This is a genomic window from Embleya sp. NPDC050154 (assembly GCF_044460165.1).
In the GTDB taxonomy this organism is placed as follows: domain Bacteria; phylum Actinomycetota; class Actinomycetes; order Streptomycetales; family Streptomycetaceae; genus Embleya.
The window spans coordinates 47,205-69,781 of record NZ_JBITJP010000003.1 but is presented as its reverse complement, the minus strand read 5'-3'; the positions used below and the strand labels follow the sequence as shown (position 1 = coordinate 69,781).

Below are 22,577 nucleotides of genomic sequence, written 5' to 3'. Positions count from 1 at the left end.
CGAGTGGCGTCACGGCACGCCGCGGGGAAGGCACGCCACGGCGGACTCGTGCAGGCCGGCCGCGGGGTCCGCGGGTGGATCGACGGTGGCGACGACTCCCTTTCGTCCGGGTGATCGGCGCGATGGTCGGTTGTGTCCGATGACCGGGTGCGGGCGGTACGGCGTCTCGAGCGGGGCCGTCTGTTCCTCGTCGAGGGTGATGTCCAGTGCGGCGATCGCGTCGTCGATGTGGTGCGGCTTGGTCGCTCCGAGCACGGGCGCGCTCACGGCGGGGGACATTCGCGGCCAGGGCCCGGAGTCGAAGGCGGTTCGGGCGGCTTGGACGGCGCCGAGCACATCCACGACGCCGCCATCCGCGATCGTCGCGAGCACCGATCCGTCCCCGGGCGAGACGTCGTCGAACCGACCGTTGCCACCGGGTGCCCAGGATCGATTCACGAACAGCCCGGCTTCCGCGATGGTGCCGATGTCCAACGTCATGGCCACTCCCCCCTCCCGCCTCCCGTCACCCGGGAGGCGACACGTGTCGAGATGGCGGGCAAGGGTTCGGAGGCCAACGAGGATCGGTCAACTTGACCAGGTCAAGGGATCCGTCGGGGATGTTCCGTGCACGACGTCAACGCCGGGTGGGCGACACGGTGGGCTTCCGAAACGCGTTCGTCCGTGCGGAATACTCGCCGGCCGTGCTCTTTCGAGCCGCGTCGACAATCCGTTCATCGGCGGTCAGGCAGGCAGGGACATCCGTACCAGCGACCCCATCGGAGCCGCACACGGTCGGCAGGTCGGGGCGAAGGCCCGCGTCCTGCGCAGGAGCGAGCCGCGAGCCGCGTGCGACTGGGCCGTGCGCGCGGGCGGTCGAGCGGACGATGGGCCGGTCGGCGAGACGCGGGGACGCGGCGCCCGGCGTTACGAGGGTCGTGGGTTGCCGGGCTTGAAGGTGAAGCGCATGACCTCGCCCAGCGCGCCTGGGCTGCCCAGGTCGACGCCGTTGACGTCGAGCCGCACCGCGCCGGCGTTACCGATCAACAGGTCGATCCTCGAGGGATCGGTGAACTGCCGCGTGGCGCCCTCATCCACGCGTCCCTCGAAGATCAACGTTCCGTCGGATGCCTTCGCGGTGATCCAGGGGCTCTTGCTCGACGCCTTCACCCTGACGACGACACCGGCGGGATACCCCGAGGTGGAGCCGCTCGGTGTCGCCGAGTTCGGCTCCGGCGCGGCGGACGGAGGTTGCGTACCAGGGGGTTTCGGGGTGCTTGCGGTGTTCGGTGTGGGAACGGACGAACTCGACGTCGCCCCCGTGTTGCCGGTGGACCGACTACCGTCGCTCGCACCGCCATTGGAGTCGCCGATCAGCAGGAGGGGCACGGTGATCGCCGCCGCGACCGCCGCGACGGCGGACAACACGACGGCGGGCATCCGCTTTCCGGCGAAGCGGCCGCGCGGAGCCGTCGACGGGGCGGCAGGCGGTGTGGCCGGCTGTTGCGGCACGACGGGGTCGAACGGCGTCGGTGGTTCCGGGGGTTGTCGTGGTTGCTGCGGTTGAGTCGGTGCGTATCGGAGGGCAGGGGTCACTTCCGTGGCGGCCTGCGCGTTCGCGGGCGCGGAGGACGCGGCCGGTTGCCGGTGCGCCGCTGCTCGGTCGGCCACCAGGGCTTGCAGCGTGGGCGGTAGCCAGTCCGGCCCGAAGTGCGGCGGTGCGATGGCGACCAACTGCTCCAACAGGGCCCGTGCGGAAGGGCGTTCCTCCGGCTCCTTGGCCAGGCAACCCGCCGCCGGGCCGCGCAGGGGCTCCGGCAGGTCGCCCAGGTACGGCTCGTCCTGCACGACCTGCCGCAGGAGTTCGGCGAGCGACGCCGACGCGTACGGAGGCCTGCCCGTCCCCGCGAACACCAGGACGCAGCCGAGCGCGAACAGATCGGACGCGGTGCCCGCCCGCATGCCGTGTGCCTGCTCGGGGGACAGGTAGCCCGGTGTCCCGATGATCGCCCCGGTCGCGGTGAGCCGCGCCGCGAGGCGGTCGGCGGGGGAGGCGGGGTCGTCGGCGCCCACCGCGATTCCGAAGTCGATGATTCTGGGCCCGTCGGCGGCCAGGAGGATGTTGGCGGGCTTGATGTCGCGGTGCGCCGTGCCACCGGAGTGGATCGCGTTCAGGGCCTCCGCGAGTCCACACGCCATCACATGCAGGGTGGACGCGGGCAGCGGACCGAACGCGCGTATCGCTTCGTCGAGGGTCGGGGCCGGGATGAACTCGGTTGCCAGCCAGGGTGGTTCACCGTCCGGGTCGGCGTCGACAACGGCCGCCGTGAACAGTGAGGCGACACCGCGCAGTGCCGGGACCTCCTGCCGGAAGCGCGCTCGGTAGTGCGGTTCGGAATCGAGGCCGGAGCGGATCACCTTGACCGCGACGAGGCGCCCGCCGCGCGAGCGCCCGACGTACACGCTCCCCATGCCACCCGAACCCAGTCGGCCGAGGATCTCGAAGTCACCGATGCGCCGCGGATCAGTCGGCCCCAACTCGTCCACCGCACCCCGTCCTTCGTCCGTCGCCGCCGACCACACGGTGCCATACGTCTCAAGCGCGCCGCGCCGGAACCGCCGCCACCCGGGGGCCGTGCCCGGCAATGGTCGTGCGCAGGATCTCGATCCACCAATCGAGCATGCGATCTCGCGCTGTGGTGTCGAGTCCGACGCTCCTGCGGAAGTCATCGCCGAATAGGGGATCCATCGCAACGGCTTGGTGCAATCCGGCCATCGTCAGTTGGATCGCCTCGCGGGGCGGGGGAGTTCGCCCTTCGGCGGCACACTGTTGCCGCGCCTGAGCGTGCAGTCGGTCCACCACCTCGTCGAGCAGGCCGCTGCCGGTGTCGCGCCAACCGGACTGATGCAGGGCCAGCGCCAGTTCGGCATAGCCGTCGGCATAGAGCGCGGACAACGCCCGCACCAACTCGGCGGGGTCGACCGGGCCGTCGGTCCACATACTCAGCACCGCGTGCAGTTCGGCCTTGAGCTTCGTCCCGCCGAATCGCAGCAGCGACTCCAACAGCCGGTCACGCGTGCCGAAGTGGTGGTTGACCGCCGCGTCGGTGATCCCGATCTCGGCGGCGACGGCGCGCACCTGTACGGCGGCCGGACCACCGGCGGCGAGCAACTTGCTCGCCGCCTCGAGGATCATGCGCCTGGCGTCTTCGGGGTTGCGTCGTACGCGGGTGGGCACGCACTCACCCTACCTTGATCAGTCAAGGTGGCTCCCTTCGCCCTGAGCGGGCAAGACAAGGAAGCGAGTGGATGCGCGCGGAAGTCCGTGATTCCGGCTTCGGGTGTGCGGGGCCGGGCGTCAGGCGGATACCGCACCGAGCAGGCCGCCGTCGATGACGAGGTCCTGGCCGTTGACGTAGGACGCGTCGGACGAGGCGAGGAATGCCACGGCCGCCGCGATCTCCTCCGGGCGTCCGACGCGGCCTGCCGCGATCCGGCCGGTCAGCGCCTTCGCCTCCGCCGGCCCGATGCGCGCGACGCCGACGCCCGTGCGGCCGGCGCGTGTGCAGTCGGGGGTGGCGAACTCGGCGAAGCTCATCGGGTTGCTGCCGTTGTCAGCACGGCCTTGCCCCGTATCCGGCGCTCCCGCAAGTCCACCAGCGTGTCGGCGGTTTGCGACCAGGCGGCGATCCGGCCGATCTCCGGGTGCAGCCGCTCCTGCTCCACGAGGCGTACCAGGGCTGCGAGGTCGGAGCCGTAGGGGGCACCGGCGTAGTGGAAGTGCCGGATCGTGACGCGCTCGGGCCCGCTCAGCAGTTGGAAGAAGTCGAGGGTCACCGGGGTGCGGCTGGCCTGGCCGAACCAGACGAGCAGCCCGCCGGGTCGCACCTTGGCGAGGGCGGCCGGCAGATCGGGCCCGCCCGTGGACTCCAGCACGACGTCGAACGGCCCTCGAGCCGCCGCGACGTCGTGCACCACCTGCGCGCCCAGCTCGGCGAGCCGCCGGCCGCGAGCCGGCGTGGCCGTGACCGCTGTCAGCTCGGCCCCGGCAGCGACGGCCAGTTCGGTGACGTAGTGGCCGACCCCGCCCGCGGCACCGGTCAGCAGCACTCGCCTGCCTGCCAGGGAACCGGCCGTACGCAGCAGACGCAAGGCGGTGATCCCGGCCAGGGGCAGGGCCGCCGCCCGTATGCTGTCGACCCCGTCCGGGAGCACCGCGAGCGAGTGAGTGGGCACGGCGGCGTACTCGGCCCAGCCGCCCTGCGCCGGATGTCCGACCACGCGGGTGCCGATGCCGGGACCCGAGCCGTCGGCCGCCGCCTGCACGACGAGCCCCGCGATGTCCTTGCCGGGCAGCATGCCAGGCCGGGGGTGTTCGAGGAGGAACGTCTCGCCTCGGTTCGGAGCGAACGCCTCGACCTTGACCAGCGCCTCACCGTGTTCCGGGATGGGCCGGGGAGCCTCGGTGAAGGCGACGGGACGCGCCGCCTCCCCGGTGGGAATCAGTCTTCGCATGGCGAGCATGCAACCTCCACGGCAACCCCGTGATCCAACAACGCCCACGCACAGCCGACAACTTTCGGTTGTCACCTATGGTGGGAGCCATGGATCTCGACGTGGCACAGGTACGCGCCTTCGTGCGAGCCGCCGATGAACTGCACTTCGGGCGGGCGGCAGGGACGCTCGCCATTTCCCAGCAGGCGCTGTCCAAGAGGATCGCGCGGCTGGAATCCCTGCTCGGCGTCGAGTTGTTCCAGCGCGACGGCAACGGGGTTCGCCTCACCGAGGCCGGACAGCGTTTCCTCCCGCCGGCCCGGCAGACCCTGGCCGTCGCCGACGCCGCGGTCGCGGCGGCGGTCGGCAGGCACCGTCCACTGCGTGTCGACGTCTGGGGGCACCTCTACGCACCGATGCGGACGCTGGCCCATGTCGCCGGTCAAGCCGGGGACCTCACGCTGGGGCACGGTCGCGACCTGCCGTCGGTGACGGCGGCACTGCTGCACGGCGACATCGACGCGGCCTTCGGCCGGGTCCACCCCCCGCTGCCGTCCGGCCTGACCCACCGCCTCGTGCGCCTGGAGCCGGTGGATGCCGTACTGAGTACGGACCATCCGCTCGCGGCCGAACCGGCACTGCGGCCCGACCGGTTGAGCGACAGCGTGCTGTGGGCACCCGGTCGGCTGGACCGGCTCGACTTCCTGCACCGGTTCGCCGACCGATTCGAGATCCGAGACACGGCCACGAGCGTCAACCTGGGCCTCGCGCACTTCCTCGCCGAGGTGGCGCAAGACCCGCGAGGCTTCTCGCTCCTGCCCGCGGACGCGCCGCTGCCGGAGATCCCGGGGCTGCGCTCCGTCCCGCTGGTGGACCCCACGCCGCTGTACGCCTGGTCACTGCTGTGGCGCGCCGGCAACGGACACCCGGGACTGGGCGACCTCACCGCCGTCTGCGCCACCGAAGCGGCGCAACGCCGGTGGCTGGAGTACGACCCGGCTCGCGACTGGCTGCCCGAACCGCCCGCGAACCGGGCCGTCGGCAAGGAGCAGGCGATCCCCACGGCAACGGCCTAGCGGTACGCGTCGCGATACCCGCGCAGCCGGGAGGCGCGTGCGGCGGGCAGCCCGACCAGGTGTGTGGGCGAGGTACGCCCAGACCCCGCTGTCCAGCGGCACCCCCGAGTGGCGGCCGGGTGTGTCCTCACCATCCGCCCGCCGGGATCGTCCGCGGTGATGGTTGTGGTTGGCTTGGTGGCATGGAGGCAATTCTGGTCAGTGCGTGTCTGCGTGCGGTGCCGTGTCGGTTCGACGAGCGGCACTCACCCGAACGGCATGCGGACCCGGGCCGATTGCGAACCGACCCCCGCGACCGACTCACGCCGGTACGTCGGGCGGCACGACCTCCCGGGTCGAACCGTCACAGTTCCCGACGTGGACCGCGCGGTGCCGGTCCGCGAGACTGACCCCGCATGGGTTGCGCGGTGCCGAGAGACCAAGACGCGGACGGACGCCTCGGAGCGAGATCAGCTCGAACCGCACCTGTTCGCCCTGGGGCAGGTACAGCGTGGGGATGTTCCCGCTCGACCCGACGTCGTAGACCGCTCCGGCCCGATTCGCCGGGTCCTCCAGGTAATTGAAAGCCCACTGCCATGGGGGCCGACCACCTTGACCACGTTGACCGGCGCGGACGCGCCCGTCGGCGCGCGCGTCGTCGCCGGGGCCTCGTCGTTGTTCGTGGCGCTCCCTTCGGCGGAGACCCCGGCGGACGTCGGGCCTTCGGTGCGACGGAGATCCGGTATGCCGCCGTCCCCCGACGAACACGCCGTCAACAGCCGTGGCAGGGCCGAAAGACCTGTGGCCAACCGGCCCGCATGCGAAGCTCGCCCGAAACGGGGCACGGAGTGCCCCCTCTGTCGATTCCGCGATCCCTCATGCGTTCCTGCCGCCCATCCTGACAGCCCGGAGGACGCCGGCGACGGCCGGTGACGGGCTTACCGGGCGGTCGGGAGTCGGGATGCGGACGTGGTTCGGCCGGTGCGTTCGGCGTGTGCTCGGATCAGGGCGGCGTAGCGGTGACCCGAGGACTTGATGGTGCGTTCCTGGGTGGCGTAGTCGACGTGGACGAGGCCGAAGCGCTTGTCGTAGCCGTAGGCCCATTCGAAGTTGTCCAGCAGGGACCACGCGAAGTAGCCCCGGACCGGCGCGCCGCGCTCGATCGCGCGGGCACAGGCGGCGATGTGGCCTTCCAGGTAGGCGGCGCGCAGTTCGTCGTGCACCTCGCCGGCGGCGTTGCGCTCGTCGGGCCAGGCCGCGCCGGATTCGGTGACGTGCAGGGTGTCGACGGGGTATTCGGCCGCGGCGCGGACCAGCAGTTGCTCCAGGCCGTCGGGATACACCTCCCAGTCCATGCCCGTGGTGGGTGCGCCTGGTACCGGGACCTGGCGGAAGTGCGGTGCGGGGCCGGTCGGATCGTCGGTGACGATCTGGCGAAAGTAGTAGTTGATGCCCAGGAAGTCGATCGGCTGGGCGATCACCTCGGCGTCCCCGGCCTGTTCGGGCAGTTCCACGCCGTACACCTCGCGCATGTCGCTCGGGAAGCCGCGGCCGTACACCGGGTCGAGCCACCAGCGGTTGATGTGTCCGTCGGCGCGGGCGGCCGCCGCGATGTCCTCGGCGCGGTCGGTGGCCGGCTCGCACGGGCTGAGGTTGACGACGTAGCCGACGGAGGGGGTGCGCGGCGCCGCGGCCCGAACGGCCCGGGTGGCCAGGCCGTGGCCGAGCAGGAGGTGGTACGACGCGCGCACGGCGGCGGTCAGGTCGGTCAGGCCCGGTGCCATCCGGCCCTCCAGGTGGCCGATCCAGGCCGAACACAGCGGTTCGTTGAGGGTGATCCAGTCGGTGATCCGGTCGCCGAGCCGACCGGCGACGACGCCCGCGTACTCGGCGAAGCGTTCGGCGGTGTCGCGTACGGTCCAGCCGCCGGCGTCCTGAAGTGTCTGTGGCAGGTCCCAGTGGTAGAGCGTGGCGAACGGCCGAATGCCCGCGTCGAGCAACCTGTCGACGAGCCGGTCGTAGAACGCGAGCCCCTTGGCATTGACCGCACCGCTGCCGGTGGGCACGATCCGCGGCCAGGCGATCGAGAAGCGATAGGCGTTCAGGCCCAAGTCGCCCATCAACGCCACGTCTTCGGGCCAGCGGTGATAGTGGTCGCAGGCCAGGTCGCCGGTGTCGCCGTTGTCGATGGTTCCGGGGGTGTGGGCGAACGTGTCCCAGATGGACGGCAGTCGGCCGTCCGCTGCGACGGCTCCCTCGATCTGGTAGGCGGACGTGGCCGCTCCCCAGACGAAGTCCTCGGGGAAGGCGGTCGTATCAGGCATGAGGTTCCTTCGGATGTTCCGGGCATGCCTCGCATCGCGCCCGCGCGTCGTGTCGACACGCGTGCGTCGGGCGCGAATCCGCGAGAGGTGCGATGGGGCTGAATCGGGCTGGTGAGCGGATGTACGGGTGTGCGGATGCAGGGGTGTGCGGATGCAGGGGGTGCAGGTGATGGATGTGCGGGTGTACACGTGCGCGGTGCGCGTGAGCGGGGAGTTGTCCGGCGGCTGTGGGACCGACCGTTCGCCCGGCTGCTCGACGCCCACCCGGACGGCTACTTGACGGCACCGGCGGTCAGGCCGGCGACCAGGTAGCGCTGGAGGAAGAGGAAGCCGGCGACCACTGGCACGCTCACCACGAGCGAGGCGGCCATCACCTGGTTCCAGAAGACGTTGTTCTGCGTCGCGTACCCCTGAAGGCCGACCGCGAGCGTGCGGGTGGACTCGTCGGTCATCACCGAGGCGAACAACACCTCGCCCCACGCGGTCATGAACGCGTACACGGCCACCGCCACGATTCCCGGCGACGCGGCCGGGATGACGACCCGGATCAGCGCGCCGATCGGCCCGTTGCCGTCGACCATCGCGGCCTCGTCCAGGTCGCGCGGAATGGAGTCGAAGTAGCCGACCAGCATCCAGATCGCGAACGGCAGCGAGAAGGTCAGGTAGGTGACGATCAGCCCGAGCCTGCTGCCGTAGAGCTCGATGCCGGTGGCGTTGCCGATGTTGACGAACAGCAGGAACAGCGGGAGCAGGAACAGGATTCCGGGGAACATCTGAGTCGACAACACCGAGATCGAGAACACCTGCCGGCCGCGGAAGGTGTGCCGGCTGATCGTGTACGCGGCGAAGACCGCGATCGTCACCGAGCAGACGGTCGCGACGCCGGAGACGACCAGGCTGTTCACGAAGTACCGGCCCAGCGGCACCGTGTCCCAGATGTCGGCGAACGGGCGCAGGGTGACCCGCGAGGGGATCCAGCGGAACTCGCGCTGCACGTCCTCCAGCGGCTTGAGCGCGGAGGTGACCATGACGTACACCGGGACGAGTGCGAACACGGTGAGCAGGCTCAGTCCGACCCGGCGCACCCAACGAAACCACCGCGGCTCAAGCATCGGCCCTGCCTCTCAGCCGGCCGACCGCCAGATAGGCGAGGCTGACCAGCATCAGGAACAGCAACAACAGCACGGACATCGCCGAACCGGTGCCGAAGTTCCAGGTGACGAACGAGTTCTGGTAGATGTGGATCGAGATCAGGTCGGCCTCCTCCGGCGCCGACTTGCCGAACAGCACGTACGGCGTGTTGAAGTCGTTGAACGTCCACAGGAACAACACCAGTACGACGACCCGGTTGACCGGCGCGAGCATCGGCAGCGTGACCCGGCGGATCTGTTGCCAGACGCCGGCGCCGTCCAGCGAGGCGGCCTCGTACAGATCCTTGGGGATGTTCTGCAACGCGGCCATCAGGCACAGGAACGCGAACGGCCAGGTGCGCCAGACGGCGGTGATCACCAGCGCCCAGAAGCTGTTGCCGCCGATCAGCCAGAACGGCCGGTCGTCGACCAGACCCAGTTGGTCGACCAGGACGTGGTTCACCAGGCCGGTGTCGCGCTGGAACATGAAGCCGAAGGTGATCACGCCGGTGTACACGGGCAGCGCGTACGGGACCAGGAACACCGCGCGCAGCACCGCGCGTCCGCGGAGCGCGCCCTGCATCAGGATCGCGCCGATCGCGCCGAGCAGCCACGAGATGCCCACGACCAGCGTGGTGAAGGCGACCGTGATCCAGAACGAGTGCAGCAGCGACTTGCCCACCGGACCGTCGATGTCGATCGCCAGTCGGTAGTTGTCGAATCCGGCGAAGGGTGCGCTGCTCCAGTGTCGGATGTGGAACTGGGTGAGCTTGAGGAAGCTCATCCCGATGCCGACGAACATCGGGACGATGTGGATCAGCAGTTCGAGCAGGATCGCGGGTGCCAGCAACAGATAGGGCAGCGCGCCGCGGCGGACGCGAAACGGCCGGCGCAGACTCCTGCGGGGGCGTGGGGTGGGTGGAGGGTCCTTCGCGACGGTCGGCTGCCGCGTGGTGATGGCGGCCATCGAGTACTTCCTTTCGTGATCCCGCGCCCGACCGCGGTCGTGGTGCACGCGGGTGCCCGGCGGGCGGGGTGGTTCGGGGGCGGGGGAACCGGCCCGCCCCCGAACCGATGCGACGATGGGTCAGCCGGCCGCGAGCATCTTCTGCTGGGCGTCCTTGAGCCGGGAGCGGACCGCTTCCTCGTTGATCGTCCTGCCGGAGGCGGCGTCCGCGACCAGTTGCTTGACGGCGTTGCCGACGAAGGTCTCGAACTGGCTCTCCGACGGCAGTTGCGGCAGCGGACTGGCGGTCTCGGCCAGGACCTTCTGGTAGACCTTGACGTTCTCGGTCTGGAACGCCGGGTCGCCGTAGGCGTCCTTGACCGAGGGCAGCGAGCCGTAGGCCTTGTTCAGCACCGTCTGCGTCTCGGCGCTCGTCATGAAGGCGAGCAGTTCGGTCGCGGCAGCCTTGTTCTTGCTGCCCTTGAAGATGGACATGTTGATCCCGCTGACCATGCTGTTCATCTTCTCCCCGCCCGGGGGCGGGCTCGCGGGCATCGGGATCGGCACCACGCCGATGTCCTCGGCCTTCATGCCGTTGGAGATCAGCGAGCCGCTCGCGGACTGCCACATGAGCATCGCGGACTTGCCGCCGGCGAAGTCGGCGAGCGACTGCGTGCCCGCGCCGTACTCGGCGTTGCTCGGGTTGACGATCTTGTCCTTGCTCATCAACTCGACCAGGCGCTGTACGCCCCTGACCATCTCCGGCGAGTCGAACCTGGGCTTGTCGCCCGCGAAGATGTCGGCACCGTACTGCTTGCCGAACGTGAAGGCGTGGTGCACCAGTTCGGTGCCGCTGCCGCCTTCGAGCGCCAGTCCCCAGCGGCCGTTGCCGGTGAGCTTGGCACCCACGTCGGCCATCTCGTCCCACGTGGTCGGCGGCTTGAGGCCGGCGTCCGCGAACAGCTTCTTGTTGTAGTAGAGCGCATAGGCGTTGCTGTACACCGGCAGCCCGACGGGCGGCTTGCCGACCGCTCCGGTGGCGGCGTAACTGGGGCCGAGGAAACGATCCTTGCCGCCGACCTTCGCCAGGATCTTGTCGTCGATCGGCACGAACGCGTCGGTGGCCTGGAGCGAGGCGGACCACGTGTTGCCGATGTTGAGCACGTCCGGCCCCTTGCCGGAGGTGGTCGCGGCGAGGATGCGGTTGAGCAGATCCGCCCACGGGACGACTTCGAGGTCGACCTTGATGCCGGTGCGCTGGGTGAACTTGTCCAACTCGGGCCGGAGGACCTGCTTGTCGTGCTCGATGCTGGTGCCCTGGTTGCTGGCCCAATAGGTCAGGGTCCGGCCCGCGTTCGAGCCCGAGTCGGAATCTCCGGAGGACGAGTCGTCGGATCCACCGCACGCGGCGAGGGTGGAGGCGGACAGGATCAGCGCCACGGCGGTGGCGACTCTTCGTACACGCACGATGATGAGCTCCTCGGTACGGATGGGTGCGGTGGGGAAGCGGCGGGCGCGGGGGCAATGGAAGGTGCGAGAGCGGAGTGCGGGGGTGCGGTGCCGGGTGTGCGAGGAGGTGCGGGGCGGGGGCACCGGGCGCGCGCGGGGGCATGGGCTGCGTGGGGTGTGGGCGGGCGTGGCCCGGTGAGCGGTTCGGTGCGGCGCCGAGATGGTGGCTTCGGGGGCACGATCGATCGGATCTGCCGGCCCGTGGTCACCGAAGACTTCTTTCGAGGTGTGATTTAACTCGGCGGTCACAACACCGTCAAGAGTTTGTTCAACACGTAAATTAAGCGGTGTTCATTGATGGACCGGCCTTGACTGACTTGCTCCATGAGTTGAAATATGTACGAAGCATTGACCGGCATGGGAGTGACGATGGCGCCGAACAAGCTCAGTACGGTCCAGGACCTGCGACGCGGCAACCGCGCCCAGGTCCTGCTGCGGCTGTACTCCGACGGACCGCTCAGCCGACAGGAGCTGAGCGGACTCACCGGCCTGAGCGCCGCGACCGTCAGCAACGTCGTCGGCGAACTCGTCGACTCGGGCATCGTCGGTGAGGCCGGGGCCCTCGACAGCTCCGGCGGCCGCCCCCGGGTACTGCTGCGCGTGGAACCGGGTTACGCCTCGGTGATCGGCGTCGACGTCGGCGAAACCCGGGTCCGGGTCGAGCTGTTCGACCTGTCGATGCGGGAGATCGCCCGCGACGACATGGCCCTGTCCGCCCAGGGCGCGGACGTCGAGGAAGTGGTGCGCCACATCCTCACCGGCATCACCAAGGTGATCGGCGAGGCCGGCGTGGACCCCGCGACCATCATGGGCGTGGGCATCGGCGTCCCCGGCCTGGTCGAACACGGACCCGAACTGCTCGTGCACGGACAAACCACCGGCTGGGACGCGGTCCCCCTGCTGCGCCTGCTCCGCGAGGGCACCGACCTGCCCCTGGTCATCGACAACGGCGCCAAGACCATGGGCCAGGCCGAGATGTGGTTCGGCGCCGGGCGCGGCGCGGAGAACGCGGTGATGATCCTGCTCGGCTCGGGCATCGGCGCGAGCATCGTCACCAACGGCAAGCCCTACCGCGGATCCACCACCAGCGCGGGCGAGTTGGGCCACCTCACCGTCAACGTGCGCGGCCGCCGCTGCCGCTGCGGCGCCCTCGGCTGCCTGGAGGCGTACGTCGGCGCCGAAGCCGTCCTGGACAGCTACCGCGAACTGCGGTCCGACGACGTGCTCACCGGCGCCGACGAGGAGACCCGCCTCGCCGCGCTGGTGGCCGCCGCCGACATCTCCGCCGCGGCGGCCGAGGTGCTGGAAACCACCGCGCTCTACCTCGGTGTCGGCATCGGCAACCTGATCAACCTGCTCAACCCGCAACGCGTCGTCCTGGGCGGCTGGGCCGGCCTGGTGGTGGGCGCACGCATGCTCCCGGCCATCCAGTCCCACGCCGCCGAACACTCCCTGCGCCGCCCCTTCGAGGGCACCATCATCGAACTCGCCCGCCTGGGCCCGGACGCGGTGGCCCTCGGCGCGGCCACCCTCCCGATCGAACGTTTCCTGCGCTCGGGAGGCGCCCGCGAGTGACGGACGGCGCCCGGCGAGTCCGGGCCCGGGGTCTTAACGGCCGGGGGCCGGTCGCGGGGGTGTGCCACGCCCGCGCGACCGGCCGGCTCGTGACCCGGGCCGGGCGGGCCGCTTCGACGGTCCCGGTCCGGGCCTGAAGCCCGCGTGGCCAAGGGCCGCCCGGGCGTTCCCATATGTGCCTCGTGGCGGCAAACCTGCGGACCGGTCTCACCGGCGTCGGTACGCTGCTGCCGGCGATCGAGCACAGCAGTGGCCTGGCGTCGAGCTGGGGCGGGTTGCTGAGCACTCTCCCGCTGCTGACGTTCGCCGCGACGTCGCCTCTGGTGGCCCGAACCTCTCACCGGTTCGGCACCGCACGCCTGCTGGTGGCAGCCCTCGGCGTGCCGGCCGTCGGAACCGGCGACAGGCCGCCCGCACGGCGGGTTCGGCACTGCGCCGCGGTCCTTCAGGGGGTCGCCCGGAGGATGTCGGCGATCGCGCGGTACCCGCGATCCTGGGCGTGCCGCAGCGGTGTGACCCCGCTCTTGTCCGCGATGCGGGGGTCGGCGCCGGCCGCGAGCAGGAGCCGGACGACCTCCTGGTGGTCGGGGCCGCCGTCGCCGAGGATGACCGCCTCCAGCAGTGCGGTCCAGCCGAGATTGTTCACGTGGTCGACGTCGATGCGGGTTTCGGCGGTCGCGAAGCGCACATATTCGACGTGGCCTCGCTCGCTCGCTGGGATCAGCGCGGTGCCGCCGTACCGGTTTCGCAACGTCGGGTCGGGGTCGGCGGGCAGCAGCGTACGGGCCATCTCCACGCTGCCGGTCACACCGGTCACGAGCCACGCCGTGTCGTCGCGGTAGTCGCGCGCGTCGGGATCGGCGCCCGCGGCGACCAGGATGCGCGCGGCCTCGACGTGGTCCTCGATCGCGGCGAGCAGCAGGGGCGTACGCCGGTCGCCGTCGCGCGCCTCGACGTTCGCGCCCCGCTCCAGCGCGGCACGTACGCCGGCGGTGTCGCCCTTGCGCGATGCGTCGAGCAGGGCCCGGTCGTCCCGCGGGGTTCCGCGGGGCGGTGTCGTGGTCATGGTCCCTCCGGGTGGCAGGCGTGTTGCGGGGGTCGCGGATCCGGGGGCCTCGGCGGCGTTCGGCGGCGCGGCAGGTGGCGATGACACGGCCGGGCCGGACGGGGCGGCGCTCGCGGACGCGGGCGGCGCCGTACTCGAACCGGAGCCGCCGTCGCCGCTCCCGCAGCCGCTCACCAGCACGGCGGCCACGGTTCCCAGCACCACGACGGACGCGCCGGACCGCCACCGGGCGACCGGGGGAGCGCCCGACGCGGTGTGCGGCTCGCTCACCGCGTTGTTGTCCGACTTCGGGTTTCGCTTCATGGCAGCCGGTCCTTTCCGTCGCGCCGACTGCCTCCATCGTCACTGCGCGGGCCGGCAGCCGGATCCCCGGAGCGGCTGCCGTCGCGCACCCGAGCGGTCGACCCCCGGGTCGGCCGATCGGATGATGCCCGGCCCGGTCCCCTTCGTACGCCCCTTCAGCCGGCCGAGCCGTCCGGTCCCCGGCGAGAGGCGAGAAACCTCGGCCGTCGATGTCGAGAACCCGTGACCGGCTCCGTCCCCGGTGTGAACGCGACCACAACAGGTCGCACGGGCGAGGAGAATCACGATGGCCAAGTACCTGTTGCTCAAGCACTACCGCGGCGCTCCGGCCTCGGTCAACGACGTGCCGATGGAGAAGTGGACGCCGGAGGAGATCTCGGCGCACGTGAAGTACATGAACGACTTCGCGGCCCGGTTGGAGGAGACCGGCGAGTTCGTGGACAGCCGGGCGCTCGCCCCGGAGGGGACGTTCGTGCGGTACGACGGCGAGGGGCGCCCGCCGGTCACCGACGGTCCGTTCGCCGAGACCAAGGACCTGATCGCCGGGTGGATGGTGATCGACGTCGAGAGCTACGAGCGCGCCGTCGAACTGGCCGGGGAGTTGTCGGCCGCCCCCGGGGCGGGCGGGCGCCCGATCCACGAATGGCTCGAAGTGCGCCCGTTCCTGGGCACGCACCCGACCGTCACGGAGTGACCCCGCCCCTGGACCGGGCACCGCTGCGCGGGCCCCCGGTTGCTCGCGATCCCCGTCCGCCGGAGCCGACTTCGCGGCGGCCCGGGACGCCGAACCACATCGACGAGGCACCGGGGTGACTGCGAAGTGGGCGTTGTCCGGGGGCCATTGGGCGACGGTGCTACCGGCACGTTTACGCCGGCGGGTGCCGACCGGGCGCTCCGCTCGCATGGAATGGCGCATGGAATGGATGGTGTCGGGATTGCGCGGGTTGCGTGTGCGGTGGTCCTGCTCCACGCGCGGTGTTTCATGGGCCTGAAAGGTTCTTCCGGGTCTTCGTCCCGTGCGGCAGGATCGCCGGATGACCGTCCATGAGGAAGCTTCGTGGCAGGTTCCCGGCACGGCGGGGTCTTCGGTGGTGAGCACCGACGGCGTCCCGGCGCCGGACCGGTTCGGTTGGTGGGCGGAGATGGTCGGCCGGCAGGTCATGCCCGTGTCCATTCGCAGCGCGCACTCGGCCCGGTTTTCCGGCGCCGCGCAAGCGGTGGAGGCGCCGCACACGCAGGTGACGGCCTTCGGCTTCTCGCCGATGACGGCGCGCCGCTCCGCGGTGCAGATCCGCCGCCACGATCCCGAGTGCTACTACCTGGTGCTGGTGCGCGGTACCCCGATCCGATTGGAGCAGAGCCGTCGTACCGCCTGTCTGGAGGCAGGCGGTATGACGCTGTTCTCCACCTCCCACCCGCTCGACTGCGACTTCACCGACGCCGGCCGCCGGACCCGGCTGACGCTGATGCGCCTGCCGCGCGGCACCCTCCCGCTCGCGGGCGGCCGTGCCGACCGGCTGCTCGGCGAACCCGTCTGCACCCGCACCGGACCGGCTTCGTTGCTCGCCTCCTACCTCGCGCAACTGCCCCGAGCCGCGCGCGGCAGTTCTCCCGGACACCTGGCCCGCCTGGGTGCCATCGGCGTCGACCTCGCCTCGACCGTGCTCGCGGCCGTTCTCGACGCCCATGGCACCCTGCCCGCCGCCACTCGCAAGGCGGCGCTGCTCGCTCGCGTGCGCGTGTTCATCGACCACCATCTGGCCGACCCCGCACTGCGGCCCGCCGCGATCGCCGCCCATCACCACATCTCCGTGCGTGCCCTGCACGAACTCTTCCGCGACGAAACGGAGTCCGTGGCCTCGACGATCCGGCGCCGCCGCCTGGAACGCTGCCACGCCGACCTGGCCGACCCGGCACTACGGCATCGCACCATCGGTGAGACCGCCGTGCGCTGGGGGCTCCGTCCCGGCGACCTCAGCCGGGCCTTCCGCGCCCTGTACGACACCACACCCCAAGAGGTCCGCACCCAGGCGCGGGACGCAGACGACCCGCGCGCTCCCTGCTGACCACCGGCGCACGCGGCCGCGTCCACGGAGTGGATCGCGTTTCCCGCAGCCACCTTCCGGAGGGTGCCCGGGACGCCTCGCCGGCGTCGCCGATCCCGCGAGCGAACGGACGTCGGCGCTGCGTCCGCGAGCCGCCCGGTACCCACTTTTTTGTGGGTACTTGGCGGCGGGCGGCGGCGAGGAGAGGCTGGTTGCGGGCGGTCGAGAGGCCGCCGAAGCGGGCGAGACGTGGGGTGACGGATGGATCACGAGACCGGCTGGGTGCCGGCGAGCCGCTCCAGGCGGCGGTGCCCCCAGTCGGACAGGGGAGCGAGCGCGTCGGCGAGGTCGCGGCCGAAGTCGGTCAGCGAGTACAGGGTCTTCAACGGCAGCACGTCGTACACCTGACGGCGCACGATCCCGTCGTCCTCCATCTCGCGCAGCGCCTGAGTCAGCACCTTCTCGCTCAGGCCCGGCAGTCGCCGACGCAGTTCTCCGGGGCGCTGCGGGCCGAACTCCATGGCCCACAGCAGCGCGGTCTTCCACTTGCCGTCGATCACCGCGATCGCGGCCGTCACTCCGCAGACGTTCGTGTCCCGGGCCCGACTGCGCGTCATCTCGCCCCTCCATTCCCTGTCGTCGGTCGATCGTCGTCCGTCGACATTTCCACACGCTCCGTTTGTCCCGCTATTCCATTTGTTCCGCTTGTTTCACGGGAGTCGAATCATGTCCTCACACACCGAACAGTCTGCCGTCACCGTGCTCGGTCTGGGTCCGATGGGGCGAAGCCTGGCCGGCGCGTTCGTCGACGCCGGGCTGCGGACCACGGTCTGGAACCGGACGCCGGGCCGGGAACGCGACCTGGTCGCGCGCGGCGCGATCGGTGCCGGGTCGCCCGAGGAGGCGGTCGCGGCAAGTGCGCTGACCGTGGTCTGCGTGGTCGACTACGACGCGGCGGATGCCGTACTGCGCCGCGCCGAAGTGGCCGACGCGCTGAAGGGGCACACGGTGGCGAACCTGACCGCCGACACGCCGGACAGGGCCCGCGATACCGCCGCATGGGCGGCCGAGCGGGGCGTCCGGTACCTGGACGGGGCGATCATGACGCCGACCACGACCATCGGAACGCCGGCGGGGGTGTTCATCTACAGCGGACCGGTGGACCTCTACCGCGAGCACCGGCCGGTACTGGACGCACTGGGCGGCACCCACACCCACCTCGGCGAGGACATCGGCCGGGCGGCGGCGTACGACGTCGCGCTACTCGACATCTTCTGGACCGCGATGGCCGGCTACGCGCACGCCCTCGCACTGGCGAAGGCGGAGGGCATCGGCGCGCGGGAACTGGCGCCGTTCGCCAAGGGCATCGGGGCGATCCTGCCCGCGATCATCGAGCAGTCCGCCGAGGAGGTGGACGACGGTACCTACTCCGGCGAGGGCAACCCGATCACGTCGGCGGCAGCGTCCATGGCGCACATCGTGCACGCCTCGGAGGCACACGGCATCGACGCCGGCGTGATGCGCGCGGCCGAGGGCATGGCCCGCCGCGCCATCGGACTGGGCCACGGCAGCGACGGGTTCACCCGGGTCACGGAGATCCTGGGGCGTCGCTGAGCCATGTCCGACGGAGCGCCGTGGGCTTGACGGTGTCCGGCGCGTGCGATCGCAAGGCGTAGGACCTCCCGGCCCTCGGCCACCTCGGCGAGTTCGACGACCACGTGGGCCGGCTTGTGTACTTGCGTGTGGAGGAGGGGCTCAATCGGATGGCGTGAGCGAGGAGTACACGCCGAACCATTGTTCGGCGCCGTACTCCTCGAACCGCTCCACCCCGGGTGAACCCCAGCTTCGCCGCGAGGCGCATCGCGCGGTCGTTGAACGTTTAGAACTCTCCCAGCCGTTCGCCGTGTTCGCCGTGATCGGTGAGGGCGGTGAGGGCGGTGAAGGACCTGGGTCTCCGGTCGTTCTCCGGAACGGGTGCGGGTGGCTGCCGGTCTACTTCTCCGGAATATCGGGGGATGTACCGGATTTGTTTCTTTTGTCCTTTGGCTTGGTTTCGCCTTTCGGCTTCTTGGTCGAGCCTCGGGTCGGGGACTCGTCGCCGGCGGGTGAGGAGACCTGATTGTCGACGGGGCGGGTTGTGCCACGGGGCGGAGGGAGAGCGGTCGCGAGCGTGGGTGCTGCCGAGGACGTCGGGACGGAGGTTGTCGTCGGGGGGACGGTGGGTGGGGCGGGGGCCTGCGTCGAAGGCGGGAGGGGCGCGGTGGTCGGCGCGGGACGGCTGTTGTCCGCGTCCGAGGCGCTGTGGTCGTTCAGGACCGCCACGGTCGCCACGGTCGCGCTCAGGATGATGCCGGCCACCAGACCCGCGGTCGTCAGGTGACGTCGTCTCCGCTGCGCCGTCCCCGTACCTGATGCGGCCGACGGTGAGACCGAGACCGAGGCCGAGGCCGACGTCGACGTCGACGGAAGGACCTCGGTGAGGGCAGCGTGGCCGTTCGCGACGACCGGTGTGCGCGGCGCGCCGGACGTGGGTCCGGACGATGACGCGGCGGCGTCGAGCAGGCGGACGCACTCGGCGGCGCCGGGCCTGGCGGCGGGATCGGCTCGCGTCATCGCCCCGATCGCGGACGCGAGTTCGCCAGGCACGTAGGAAGGGATGTGCGGCGAGCGCAGCGAGCGAGCCACGGCGGCCTCGAGGGAGGTGCCCGGGTATTCGCGTTCGCCCTTCAGCGCCTCCAGCAGGACCAGGCCGAGGGCGTGGATGTCGCACGCGGGCCCGGAGCCCTGTCCGAGGATCTGCTCGGGCGCGAGGTAAGGGATGGTGCCGACGATCGTGCCGGGCGTGGAGCGGGTGGGTTCGTCGACGAGGCGCGAGATTCCGAAGTCCGCCAGATACGGGGCGTCGCCGGGGCCGATCAGGACGTTGGACGGCTTCACGTCCCGATGCACGATGCCGGCCGCGTGCACGTATTCCAATGCCGAGGCCAGTCGTGCGCCGAGCCTGGCAACCCGGGCGCCGGTCAGGGGGCCGTCCAGGATGTGTTCCCGCAGGGTGACACCCTTGATCAGGCGCATCACCACATACGTGCAACTCTCGTGCCAGCCGACATCGTGCACCGTGACGAGGGCAGGATGCGACAACCTGCCCAGCAACACCGCCTCCTGGCAGAACCGTTCCGCTGTCATCGCACACACGCCGGGTCGGAAGACCTTGACCGCGACCTCCCGCCGCAGTCGCAGATCGACGGCCCGGAAGACGTCGGCGGTACCGCCCGCGCCCAGCAATTGCCCCAGGCGATAGCGACCGTCGAGGATGCCGCCGCTACGCGGAGGGGGACGCCGTATTCGGCGCGGCAATGCCGTCATGCAATCTCCCCGGATAGGTCCCGACAACGCCCGGGTCCCTACCCACTCTTCGTCCCCCCATACCGATGCGCGACCCGCATGCCCACAACTCCATGCGCACGCACGGGGCATCCATGCTGCTACGGCACGTGCATGCGGCATCCGACATCGTCCGCCGCCATGTGTGGCTTTGGGTGCTTTTGCCGCGACCGTGGCTCGCCGGTGTTGGCGAGGACGGTCCTGCGACTCGGCCCGATGGTGACGTGCCATCAGCCCGGGCTGGGGCGCGGGGCGTGGGCGCACAGGTGGGGCCGGTGCACCGTTGTGACGTCACTCGTACGTGTGTTCCTAACATGTCGGCATGACCGATGTCGTGCCCGTCCCTCCGCAGTGTCCTTCTGCGCGCACCCTGCGCGGCGTCCGGGTCGGGTATGTGCGGCAGAGCTCCTGTCCGTCCGACTTCGCCTTCGTGACCTTCGACTTCGCGCCGACCACCGGCTGGGGAGACGACTCGCTGTGGGTCGAGTTGGATCCCGAGGTACGCATCGTCGGCGACGCGCTGCCGGTTGCGTATCTGACCGCGTTCGTCGCCGGGATCGAGGAGGAGTGGGCGCTGCGGTACCCGGACGAGCGCCTGGTGGGGGCGCTCACGATCACCGAGGTCAGGCTGCACATGGTCGACTCGCACAAGGGCTCGTTCCGGATGGCCGGACGCAAGGCGGTCGACGCGATGCTCGCTCGCCTCCGATCCGATCCGGCCGGCCCCGCGGACCACACCGACCGAGAGGCTACCGCCGGGTAGGTTCGGGCCGGCCCGATCGAGGCGTCCTCCGCAAAGTCCCGGCGCCGCAGGTCCAACAGGGCCGGCGACCGCCGGGCCGACGCGGCCCTCCACCGGACCGTCCTCAGCCGCCTGCGCCGGGCGGGCCCGGCCGGGGTCCGAGCACCCGGGAAGTGGCAGAGTGGGGGGATGACCAGCACTTCGTCGACTTCCGGCGGCCCCTCGGAACAACGCCGCGAAGCGCTCCGGGACTTTCTGCGGGATCGCCGGGCGCGGCTCACACCGGGCGACGTCGGATTGCCCCCCGCGGGCCGGCGTCGTACCCCGGGGCTGCGCCGCGAGGAGGTTGCGGTGCTGGCCGGGGTAGGGGTGTCCTGGTACACGTGGCTCGAACAGGGCCGTGACATCTCCGTCTCGACCGAGGTGCTCGACGCGATCGCCGGTGCGCTGCGGCTGAGCGATCCGGAGCGCGTTCACCTCTATCTGCTCGCCGGCCTCAACCCGCCGCCCGCCGGCGGCGAGCCCGCGGCCGAGGTGACAGCCGAAATCCGGCAGTTGCTGGACGCGTGGGCCCCGCGGCCCGCGGTGCTGCGCGACCGTTCCTGGAACGTCCTGGCCTTCAACGACCCGGCACGCGCGGTCTTCGACTTCGACGGCACCGCCCGTAACTGTCTCGTCACGTACTTCACCAGTCCCCGCTACCGCGCGATCCCCGACCTGTGGGCGGCAGGAGCGCCCGCCGTGGTGGCCGCGTACCGCGCCGACGCGGCCCACGCGCCGGGCGACTCCGCGTTCGCACGGGTGGTCGACGGACTTCGCGACGCCAGCCCCGAGTTCGCCGAGCTGTGGGCCGGGCACGAAGTCGGCGCCCCCGCCCAGGCCGTGAACGCGCTGCGGCACCCCGAGGCCGGGGACCTGCACTTCGACGCGACGACGCTGACCGTCGCCGACCATCCGTACTGGAACGTCGTCCTGTACAACCCGCGGCCCGGCACGGACACCGAAGCCCGCCTCGCAACCCTGCGCCACCTGCGGCTCGCCACCCCGGCCTGACCTTCCTCGGGCGGAGCGCGCGGATCATCCTGGTGGTGCCACACCCACGATAAACGCGCACTGTATAGCCGCGAGCCGGCCCCGCACGCTGGATCCATGACGCACAACAGCACCCGCTTCGGCGGCAAGATCGTCCTCGTCACCGGCGGCACCAGCGGCATGGGCCTGGAGGCCGCCCGCAGGCTCCTCGACGAGGGTGCCCGGGTGATCGTCACCGGACGCGACAAGGTCCGCCTCGACAGCACCGTCGCCGACCTCTCCCTCGCCGCCACCCCCGCTTCCGCAATTGCCGACGCCCCTGCGGACCGCGGCGACCGCGTCCTCGGCATCTCCGGCGACGCGACCGACCCGTGCGACCTGGACGCCTTGTTCGCCGCGATCCGGGAACGCCACGGCCGCCTCGACGCGGTGTTCGCCAACGCGGGGATCGGGGCCTTCCAGCCCGTCGGCGAGGTTACCGAAGCCGAGTTCACGCGCGTCGTCGACGGCAACTTCAAGGCGGCGTTCTTCACCGTGCAGAAGGCGCTTCCGCTGCTTGCCGACGGGGGCGCGATCCTGATCAACGCGTCCTTCGCCGTGCACCACGGGGTCCCCAACACCGCGCTCTACACGGCCACCAAAGCCGCGGCGCACAGCCTGGCCCCGACCCTGGCCGCCGAACTGGCGCCGCGCCGCATCCGGGTCAATTCGGTGAGCCCCGGCTACACCGACACCCCGGCGTACCGCGCCGAGGCCTCCGACGAGGCGCGGGCCGGCGTCGGCGCGGTGGTCGCCGCAGGCCGCGTGGGCACCTCGGACGACATCGCCGCGGCGGTGGCCTTCCTGCTCTCCGACGAAGCGTCCTACATCAACGGCCAGGACATCGTCGTCGACGGCGGCCTCACCGCCGCCACCCCCGCCCAACTCCTCTGACCGCCGAGGGAATTTCGCAACCAGGGCGGGGCCGCGAATCCGACCTTGCCCGCAGCGTCC

Annotated in this window: 20 protein-coding genes and 1 pseudogene; 8 read left to right on the top strand and 13 right to left on the bottom strand. The window is 70.9% G+C overall.

Annotated features, from left to right (window positions below):
* Nucleotides 1-9: 9 nt before the first annotated feature.
* From ACIBSV_RS06985 to ACIBSV_RS06965, 5 genes are all read right to left on the bottom strand, one after another.
* On the bottom strand, nt 10-480 hold the full coding sequence (locus ACIBSV_RS06985; RefSeq protein WP_395860047.1) for a hypothetical protein: 471 nt from the start codon (nt 478-480) through the stop codon (nt 10-12).
* A gap of 426 nt (nt 481-906) precedes the next feature.
* Nucleotides 907-2,526 (bottom strand): RodZ domain-containing protein, encoded by a 1,620-nt coding sequence (locus ACIBSV_RS06980; RefSeq protein ID WP_395860045.1) that lies wholly within the window; start codon nt 2,524-2,526, stop codon nt 907-909.
* Nucleotides 2,527-2,575: 49 nt separating this feature from the next.
* Complete coding sequence (locus ACIBSV_RS06975) at nt 2,576-3,217, bottom strand: TetR family transcriptional regulator (protein ID WP_395860043.1); 642 nt, start codon at nt 3,215-3,217, stop codon at nt 2,576-2,578.
* A 120-nt stretch (nt 3,218-3,337) separates the two neighbouring features.
* Nucleotides 3,338-3,577, bottom strand: a complete 240-nt coding sequence (locus ACIBSV_RS06970; RefSeq protein WP_395860041.1) for an SDR family oxidoreductase — start codon at nt 3,575-3,577, stop codon at nt 3,338-3,340.
* Nucleotides 3,574-4,494, bottom strand: a complete 921-nt coding sequence (locus ACIBSV_RS06965) for a zinc-binding dehydrogenase (RefSeq protein ID WP_395860039.1) — start codon at nt 4,492-4,494, stop codon at nt 3,574-3,576. Before ACIBSV_RS06965 ends, ACIBSV_RS06970 begins: the two co-directional genes overlap by 4 nt.
* 89 nt (nt 4,495-4,583) lie before the next feature.
* Between ACIBSV_RS06965 and ACIBSV_RS06960 the strand changes: the two genes are divergently transcribed.
* The gene (locus tag ACIBSV_RS06960; protein ID WP_395860036.1) at nt 4,584-5,549 is read left to right on the top strand and encodes a LysR family transcriptional regulator; all 966 of its coding nucleotides are present in this window, start codon (nt 4,584-4,586) and stop codon (nt 5,547-5,549) included.
* 917 nt (nt 5,550-6,466) lie between these two features.
* Here ACIBSV_RS06960 and ACIBSV_RS06955 read toward each other — a convergent pair.
* The 4 genes from ACIBSV_RS06955 to ACIBSV_RS06940 form a co-directional block, all read right to left on the bottom strand.
* Nucleotides 6,467-7,852: a GH1 family beta-glucosidase gene (locus tag ACIBSV_RS06955; protein WP_395860034.1), complete on the bottom strand. Its 1,386-nt coding sequence runs from the start codon at nt 7,850-7,852 to the stop codon at nt 6,467-6,469.
* 272 nt (nt 7,853-8,124) lie between these two features.
* Complete coding sequence (locus ACIBSV_RS06950) at nt 8,125-8,964, bottom strand: carbohydrate ABC transporter permease (protein WP_395860032.1); 840 nt, start codon at nt 8,962-8,964, stop codon at nt 8,125-8,127.
* Complete coding sequence (locus tag ACIBSV_RS06945; protein ID WP_395860029.1) at nt 8,957-9,949, bottom strand: carbohydrate ABC transporter permease; 993 nt, start codon at nt 9,947-9,949, stop codon at nt 8,957-8,959. Before ACIBSV_RS06945 ends, ACIBSV_RS06950 begins: the two co-directional genes overlap by 8 nt.
* A gap of 120 nt (nt 9,950-10,069) precedes the next feature.
* Nucleotides 10,070-11,395: an ABC transporter substrate-binding protein gene (locus tag ACIBSV_RS06940; protein WP_395860027.1), complete on the bottom strand. Its 1,326-nt coding sequence runs from the start codon at nt 11,393-11,395 to the stop codon at nt 10,070-10,072.
* Nucleotides 11,396-11,773: 378 nt separating this feature from the next.
* Between ACIBSV_RS06940 and ACIBSV_RS06935 the strand changes: the two genes are divergently transcribed.
* Nucleotides 11,774-13,012 carry an ROK family protein gene (locus tag ACIBSV_RS06935; protein ID WP_395860025.1) on the top strand — a complete coding sequence of 413 codons (1,239 nt, stop codon included), beginning with the start codon at nt 11,774-11,776 and terminating at the stop codon, nt 13,010-13,012.
* Between the two features lie 445 nt (nt 13,013-13,457).
* On the opposite strand, the gene ACIBSV_RS06930 is transcribed toward ACIBSV_RS06935, so the two are convergent.
* Nucleotides 13,458-14,078, bottom strand: coding sequence for an ankyrin repeat domain-containing protein (locus tag ACIBSV_RS06930; RefSeq protein ID WP_395860943.1), 621 nt, complete (start codon nt 14,076-14,078; stop codon nt 13,458-13,460).
* A gap of 589 nt (nt 14,079-14,667) precedes the next feature.
* On the opposite strand from ACIBSV_RS06930, the gene ACIBSV_RS06925 reads away from it, so the two are divergent.
* Together ACIBSV_RS06925 and ACIBSV_RS06920 are read left to right on the top strand one after the other, a co-directional pair.
* Nucleotides 14,668-15,075, top strand: a complete 408-nt coding sequence (locus ACIBSV_RS06925; protein WP_395860023.1) for a YciI family protein — start codon at nt 14,668-14,670, stop codon at nt 15,073-15,075.
* Between the two features lie 340 nt (nt 15,076-15,415).
* Nucleotides 15,416-16,447: a helix-turn-helix domain-containing protein gene (locus ACIBSV_RS06920; protein WP_395860021.1), complete on the top strand. Its 1,032-nt coding sequence runs from the start codon at nt 15,416-15,418 to the stop codon at nt 16,445-16,447.
* Nucleotides 16,448-16,692: 245 nt separating this feature from the next.
* Here ACIBSV_RS06920 and ACIBSV_RS06915 read toward each other — a convergent pair whose 3' ends face one another.
* Nucleotides 16,693-17,043, bottom strand: coding sequence for a winged helix-turn-helix transcriptional regulator (locus tag ACIBSV_RS06915; protein WP_395860019.1), 351 nt, complete (start codon nt 17,041-17,043; stop codon nt 16,693-16,695).
* Nucleotides 17,044-17,152: 109 nt separating this feature from the next.
* Between ACIBSV_RS06915 and ACIBSV_RS06910 the strand changes: the two genes are divergently transcribed.
* A complete protein-coding gene (locus ACIBSV_RS06910; RefSeq protein ID WP_395860017.1) occupies nt 17,153-18,040 on the top strand; it encodes an NAD(P)-dependent oxidoreductase in 888 nt (295 codons plus the stop codon).
* Nucleotides 18,041-18,181: 141 nt separating this feature from the next.
* Here ACIBSV_RS06910 and ACIBSV_RS06905 read toward each other — a convergent pair.
* Both ACIBSV_RS06905 and ACIBSV_RS06900 read right to left on the bottom strand, forming a co-directional pair.
* Nucleotides 18,182-18,305 (bottom strand): annotated as a pseudogene (locus ACIBSV_RS06905) (GNAT family N-acetyltransferase); the annotation flags it as partial.
* A gap of 113 nt (nt 18,306-18,418) precedes the next feature.
* Nucleotides 18,419-19,792: a serine/threonine-protein kinase gene (locus tag ACIBSV_RS06900; RefSeq protein WP_395860015.1), complete on the bottom strand. Its 1,374-nt coding sequence runs from the start codon at nt 19,790-19,792 to the stop codon at nt 18,419-18,421.
* A 340-nt stretch (nt 19,793-20,132) separates the two neighbouring features.
* Between ACIBSV_RS06900 and ACIBSV_RS06895 the strand changes: the two genes are divergently transcribed.
* The 3 genes from ACIBSV_RS06895 to ACIBSV_RS06885 all read left to right on the top strand — a co-directional run bounded on the left by ACIBSV_RS06895 (nt 20,133) and on the right by ACIBSV_RS06885 (nt 22,517).
* On the top strand, nt 20,133-20,573 hold the full coding sequence (locus ACIBSV_RS06895; RefSeq protein ID WP_395860013.1) for a hypothetical protein: 441 nt from the start codon (nt 20,133-20,135) through the stop codon (nt 20,571-20,573).
* 168 nt (nt 20,574-20,741) lie between these two features.
* The gene (locus tag ACIBSV_RS06890; RefSeq protein ID WP_395860011.1) at nt 20,742-21,605 is read left to right on the top strand and encodes a helix-turn-helix transcriptional regulator; all 864 of its coding nucleotides are present in this window, start codon (nt 20,742-20,744) and stop codon (nt 21,603-21,605) included.
* Nucleotides 21,606-21,701: 96 nt separating this feature from the next.
* Complete coding sequence (locus ACIBSV_RS06885; protein ID WP_395860009.1) at nt 21,702-22,517, top strand: SDR family NAD(P)-dependent oxidoreductase; 816 nt, start codon at nt 21,702-21,704, stop codon at nt 22,515-22,517.
* Nucleotides 22,518-22,577: the final 60 nt, after the last annotated feature.